Genomic DNA, 6,277 nt, shown 5'->3' with positions numbered 1-6,277 from the left:
CCGAGGGCGGCGCGGCCTGCGAACACGGCAGCGTCGCCGAGCTGCTGTTCGATGCGGGTGAGCTGGTTGTACTTGGCGAGTCGCTCGGATTGCGTGACGCAGCCGATCTTTATCTGCCCGCCGGCCCAGCCGACGGCGAGGTCGGCGAGCGCGGGATCCTCCGTCTCGCCGGATCGCGCGGAGATGATGGTCGCCCATCCCTCGGCTTTCGCCTGCCTGACGACATCGAGCGTCTCCGAGATGGTTCCGATCTGGTTCATCTTCACGAGGACGGCGTTGGCGGAGTGTTCGCTGAAGCCACGAGCGAGCCGCTTGGCGTTCGTGGTGAACAGGTCGTCCCCGATGACCTGGATGCGGGTTCCGAGCCGCTCGACCAGTGTTGGCCAGTGTTCCCAATCGTCTTCGGCGAGACCGTCTTCGATAGACAGAATCGGATGCCGGTCCACCATGCCCTCCAGGAGGTCGATGACGTCGCCGGCGCTGAGATCCCGACCCTCGCTGGCCAGGTGGTAGACATCGCGAGTCTCGTCATAGAAATGGGATGCGGCAACATCGAGCGCGTACCCCACGTCTTCGCCGAGGCGAAGTCCTGCCGCCTCGACGGCGGCGTCCAGAATGTCGAGTGCTTCCTCATGGCCGGAAAGCGCCGGCCCGTAGCCTCCTTCATCGGCATGCAGGAGTGAGTAGCCTCGGCGGCTGAGAACATCGGCGGTGGCGGCGTGGACATCGCTGATCCAGTCGAGTGCCTGGCTGTAGCGCTCCGCGCCGACGGGGATGATGAGAAAGTCCTGGAAGTCCAACTGCTTCCCTGCGTGCAGACCGCCGCTGATGATATTGGCCATCGGCATGGGCAGTGTCACATCGTGGCCACCGGAGAGGTGCCGCCAAAGCGGCCGGTCGGCGATGACGCTCTCGGCCCGAACCACGGCGAGGGACGTAGCCAAAATAGCGTTGGCCCCCAGTCGGCTCTTGTCTTCGGTGCCGTCAAGATCGATGAGGGCGCGATCGGCTCGATGACCGTCGACGGGCATGCCTCGGAGGCGGTGGGAGATCTCGGTGCTGATGGAGTTCGCCGCCTGTCGTACCCCTCTTCCGCGGTGGCGCCGTGGATCACCGTCGCGGCGCTCGACTGCTTCATGGCGACCGGTCGATGCGCCCGAGGGCACGCTGGCGATGACGGATCGCCCGTCACTCAAGCGCACCTCCGCCTCGACAGTCGGGCGACCACGCGAATCGAGGATCTCGCGTCCGATCACAGAATCGATGTGGTGGGTGGTCATTGGGTCCCTCCGAGGGTGTGGAGCGCGCGTGCGACGCTCTCGTTGATCGGGGTGTCGACATCGCTGGTGAGCAGGTCCTTGGCGGCTGCCCGAACGCCGGGGGCGTGTGCGCCCAAATACTCGACCTGGGATTTGCCATCCGCGCGGGCGAGCAGCAGGCAGCCGAGTGCAATGCCAACGTCCTGATCGGCGGCGGTGTGCTCACCGGCGGCGTTCTGGTAGGCGCTCCAGAAGGTGGCTGCCAGGGTGGCGAGGTCGTCGACGCGCGAAGGCAGCACGAGGCTCTTCAGCACAAGGTGAGTGAGCAGAAATGCCGGGTCGAATGCCGCATGGCCGAGGTGGGCGACCTCGAGGTCGATGATGAGAACGCGCTCGGGGTATGCGAGCAGGTTCTTCGGCGCGAAGTCGCCGAGGGTGAGCACGTCACGAGCGGCGACGAGCTGGTCGGCATGTCGGGTGATGATGTCAGCAACGTCCGAATTCTTCGAAGCGGCCGTCAGGTGGTAGGGCCGGATTCGGCCCTGGAGAAGCGGCATCCGGTCGTGGAAGTCGGTCAGCGCCGCGCGATCCGTTCTCGAGGCGGTCTGGATTCGACCGAGGAGTGCGCCTGCCGACCTGGCGGTAGCGGGCTCGAGTTCCCCGCGYATCAGTCGCGCCTTCCACACTTCGCCAGGCGGGGGGGCCATTGTCATCGCGAACGCGTAGTGCTCATCGTCGACCGCGAGGATTTCGGGCACGTGGCCAGGGATGATCGTGGACAGGTAGGAGAGAGCCTTTCGCTCCGTGACGACCCGTGCCCGGTCGAATTCCCACTTGTCTGCCACCCGAAGTTCGGGAAGGGACTGTTTCACGACCGCACTGCGGTCGCCGGAGTCGACGGCGAGGACGACATTGGAAATGCCTCCTGACAATGCTCTCGCGCGCACGCCACATGTCGAGGTGATCACTCCGTGCGCGTACGCCCAGGCGATGACGCTCCCCTCATCGAGCAGGTCACTCTCCCTCGTCATGACGTCCCGCAGTTGCCCAGTGATTGGAGGGACACGGCCAGAACATTCATGCCGGCTGCGCCATCTTCTGGGCCAGCCCGAAGATGAGACCACCGRCGTCGGCGTCGCGGTCGCCGTCGATCTGCCATTGGCCGAGCTGGACGGACGCCTCCACCACGGCCTGCGCGCGAGGCACCCTGCGCTGGTGGAAGTCATCCCACAGCTGCTGRTCGAGAGAGTCGCGACTGAGCAGCAGTTCTGTGAGCACCATCGCGTCCTCGAGCGCTTGAGCGGCGCCCTGCGCGATCGTGGGTGGGCAGCTGTGCGCGGCGTCGCCGATGAGGACCACGCGGCCACGGTTCCATGGGGCAGGCACGAGGTGCTGAGTGAACCAGGTGTAGTGCGCGTGTGCACCAGCTTCGAGGTCGGCCCGAATCGAGTCCCAGGGCCCCTCGTAGGCGCGCGACTCGTCGATCATGATGCGCATGGCCTCCTCGTCCGAGACTCCGACGCGGTCTTGAGCGGCTTCGACAAGGAACGCGTACATCGTGTCCTCGCCGGTCGGGGTGTACCCAGCGATGTAGACCGGCCCGCCATAGAACAACTCGCTGGACTTGACCTCGGAAGGGCGTGAGACAAAGGAACGCCACGCCCCCATCCCGGTAGGCTGCGGCTTCACCTCGATGCCGATCAGACCGCGTACGACGGAGTTGAGTCCGTCGGCCCCGATCAGGAGGTCGTAGACGCCGACTGCCTCATCGTCGACGAACACGTCCACTCCGTTGCCTGTCACCCCCACACGGGTCACGCTCGCGCCGAACCGGACGATCGTCCCGGCTGCGACCGTGTGAGACAGGAGCACTCCGGCGAGCTCGGGGCGGTAGATGCCGAACGTGCCCGGGTAGTCTGGGCCACCGTTCTTCATGTCGGGGAGCTGTTGCAGAATGGGCGCCCCCGGACCAGGGAGTCGCAACGTGAGGCCGTCGACGGCGGCACCAAGCGGGAGCAGATCCTGCCAGACACCGATCTGATCGAGGGCACGCAGAGCGTTTCCCTGCAGGGTGATGCCCGAGCCGAGCGCGCTCAGTTCGGGTTTGGACTCGAATATGTCCACGTGCACGCCCGCCTTGGCGAGTGCGATGGCGGCGGCCATGCCGGCTACTCCGCATCCTGCGATGGCGACCTTGTTGACTGCGGTCATGTCAGAACCTCCTCGTTCTGCTTGGTGATGTGTGGTTTCCCGGAAGGCCACCCCAAAGGCGTCCTTCMCCCGTGCTGGGGGCGAGGGCCCGGGTCAGCCTCTGCCATGCTGGGCGTACGGGTTGACGAGGGCTTCCCGGATTTCCTCGGGTACCCMCTCCTCGGTCGCGCTGGGGCCATCAGCGGCTGGGAAAGACTCCGTCATGGACATCGGCATGGCGCTGTTGCGGTAGAAGTTGTTCGAGCCGAGCGACGGCTTCCAGGTGTTGGGCTCCCAGTCCGGCACGTAGTTGCGGTAGCCGCCCGTGTTCAGCTCGATGCGCAGGCTCGACGGCTCGCGGTAGTAGAGGAAGCTCTGCTCGCCGATGCCGTGCACCGAGGGGCCGTACTCGATGGAGTGACCGTTCTCCATCAGCGTGTCCGCCGCGATGAGCAGTTCTTCCCGCGTGTCTACCCAGAACGCGACGTGGTTGAACCGGCCGGGCATCGTGGAGCCGTCGAGCACGACGCCAAGATCGTGGGACTTCTCGTTCGTCGTCAGCACTGAGAACACCGACAGCGGCGCCTCGTCGAGCACGGTTCGAGCCATGAAACGGAAGCCGAGGACGTCCCGGTACCACTCGGTGAACGCATCGACGTTGCTCGCGGCGATCGTGATGTGGTCCAACTGACGCGGCGCGCCGGCGACCTTCGACCGCTTCTCCGGACGATCGGGGTAGATCGATGCTGCGGCGTCAGAGGGCTGGTGTCGCGCGACGTCCCAGTGCAGCGTCAGGCTGTGCCCCCACGGCCCGATGAAGCGGAATGCGCGGCCAAGCCCGGGTTCTTCGAACCACTCACCGACCACCCCCGCCGCCTCAACTCGCTTGGCAGCTTCCTCGAGCGCGGCAGGGCTGGAAGTGCGCCACCCCATGGTGGACAGCGACGGCGCATCCCCGGCCACGATCACCAGTGAGTACTTGTAGTAGTCACCCCAGCAGCGCAGGTAGACGGCATCGTCGGTTCGGTCGACGACGGTCAGCCCCACGTGATCCTCGTAGAACTTCACAGACGCATCCACGTCCGGCGACGTGATCGTCACAAACGACAGGTGGGCAAGAAGCTTGATCATCATCGATCCTTTCCTCGAGCCCGCGTGGCTCGTTCTGACAGCATCGATCGGATCAGCGGTATAAAGGAAGGTGAATGTTCGCATAGCCGATATCCAACGGCGTTATATCGAAAGGGCTGGCGATGTCCGATGTTCCGAAGCTTTCGCGACTCGACCTGAACCTTCTGCTAGCACTCGACGCACTGATCACCGAGCGGAGTGTCAGCCGAGCGGCCGAGCGTCTAGGGCTGAGCCAACCGGCGCTGAGCGCCTCGTTGCGGCGCATCCGCATCCAGTTCTCAGACCCGATCCTGGTGCGTCGTGGAAACTCCTTCGATCTGACGCCGCTGGCTTCCCGCCTCGCACCTCACGCCGCGATCGCACTTGAGGGTGCGCGGCGGGTGTTCGCGATCCAAGCGGAGTGGAGTCCGCGACATTCGACTCGCGAGTTCACTTTCTACGGCTCGGACTACGCGCTCAGCACCATTGGGCCCCGGGTGGTCCGGGCCGCCGCCGCAGAGGCACCAGATGTGCGGTTGCGATTCCAACTCCACAGCCCCGACATCGTGGACGACGCTCGATCACGACTTCGGTCGGCCGACGGCATCATTCTTCCGCACGGATTCCTCAACGCGCTGCCCTATCAAGACCTCTGGCATGACACCTGGACGATCGTCGCTGCGGAGGACAACGGGGCCRTACAGCAGGGGTTGACCGCCGACGATCTGTCGACGGCTTCCTGGGTCTACACCTACCAGTCCAGGTCAGCGTTCACCCTCATCTCTCGCCAACTCCAGAATCTGGGTATCGAGCCGTCGGTCGATCTGGTGGTCGAGAGCTTCCTTGCCATGGCGGATTTCATCGTCGGCACCCCGCGGCTCGCCTTGGTTCAGAGTCGGCTTGCGGAACGGTTCATCCGGCTGGGAGGCCTCGTCGCCGCGRCTCCACCGTTCGAATTCTCGCCGGTGCTGACCGCGCTCTGGTGGCATCCGCTGTTCAGCAATGATCCCGAGCACGAGTGGATGCGTGGGTTGTTCGCGCGGGCCGCCGCCGAGCTCGAGGCGACTCCGCTGGCATTGGACGCCAAGACGCAGGCAGATGCTTCGCCAGCGAGGGCCTAAGCGGAGAATCGCAGCGGAATCCGCTCCCACCCGCGAAGTGTGTTGTTGAGATGGCGGATCGGCTGACCAGCCAGCTCGATGGTTTCGATCCGGTCCAGCAGCGCGTCAAGGACCGTGACGGCCTCCAGACGGGCGACGTGCTGCCCGACGCACTGGTGGATGCCCATCCCGAAGCCGACGTGACCGGAGGGATCGCGATCGAGGTCGAAGCGATCTGGATCGCTCCACCGCCGAGGGTCCAAGTTCGCAGCGCCGAGGAACATCAGCACCTTTCGCTCCGCCGGGATCGAGACGCCGGCGATCTCGATCGGAGCGGTCGTGGTGCGGAAGAAGGTCTGCACCGGGGACTCCCTTCGCACGGCCTCTTCGAATGCTCGAGGCAGGAGCGAGCGGTCTGCGCGCAGTCTTTCCCAGGCCCCTGGGGTCGTCGCCACCGCGTGCAGGAGGGAGGCAATGCCGGTCACCGTGGTGTCCACGCCGGCAGTCAGGAGCGAGCGTACGACCAGCGGGGCTTGTTCGTGGGTGATCTCACCTCGATCGGCTGCGTTCCAGATCTGCGAACCGAAGCCGCGATCGTCCAGGTTCTCGCGCTTGCAC

General features: G+C 65.2%; 6 protein-coding genes. 1 reads left to right on the top strand and 5 read right to left on the bottom strand.

What is annotated here, in order from left to right:
- The 4 genes from eno to AC1DP3_RS17660 all read right to left on the bottom strand — a co-directional run.
- Nucleotides 1-1,280, bottom strand: a 1,280-nt coding sequence (gene eno / locus AC1DP3_RS17675) for a phosphopyruvate hydratase (protein ID WP_477295579.1), incomplete at its 3' end; no start/stop codon positions are given.
- Nucleotides 1,277-2,290, bottom strand: coding sequence for a phosphotransferase family protein (locus AC1DP3_RS17670; RefSeq protein ID WP_477295577.1), 1,014 nt, complete (start codon nt 2,288-2,290; stop codon nt 1,277-1,279). The genes eno and AC1DP3_RS17670, both read right to left, overlap by 4 nt.
- 46 nt (nt 2,291-2,336) lie before the next feature.
- Nucleotides 2,337-3,470 (bottom strand): FAD-dependent monooxygenase, encoded by a 1,134-nt coding sequence (locus AC1DP3_RS17665; RefSeq protein ID WP_477295576.1) that lies wholly within the window; start codon nt 3,468-3,470, stop codon nt 2,337-2,339.
- Nucleotides 3,471-3,563: 93 nt separating this feature from the next.
- The gene (locus AC1DP3_RS17660) at nt 3,564-4,580 is read right to left on the bottom strand and encodes a VOC family protein (RefSeq protein ID WP_477295574.1); all 1,017 of its coding nucleotides are present in this window, start codon (nt 4,578-4,580) and stop codon (nt 3,564-3,566) included.
- Between the two features lie 122 nt (nt 4,581-4,702).
- Here AC1DP3_RS17660 and AC1DP3_RS17655 point away from each other — a divergent pair, with 122 nt between their 5' ends.
- Nucleotides 4,703-5,680: a LysR family transcriptional regulator gene (locus AC1DP3_RS17655; RefSeq protein WP_477295572.1), complete on the top strand. Its 978-nt coding sequence runs from the start codon at nt 4,703-4,705 to the stop codon at nt 5,678-5,680.
- On the opposite strand, the gene AC1DP3_RS17650 is transcribed toward AC1DP3_RS17655, so the two are convergent.
- The coding region (locus AC1DP3_RS17650; RefSeq protein WP_477295570.1) for a cytochrome P450 at nt 5,677-6,277 on the bottom strand (601 nt) is incomplete at its 5' end. The two genes, AC1DP3_RS17655 and AC1DP3_RS17650, sit on opposite strands and share 4 nt — an antisense overlap.

Source organism: Microbacterium sp. P5_B6, from assembly GCF_056400345.1.
Note: the sequence above shows the minus strand (reverse complement) of the source record. Positions and strands in the feature narration are given on the sequence as shown.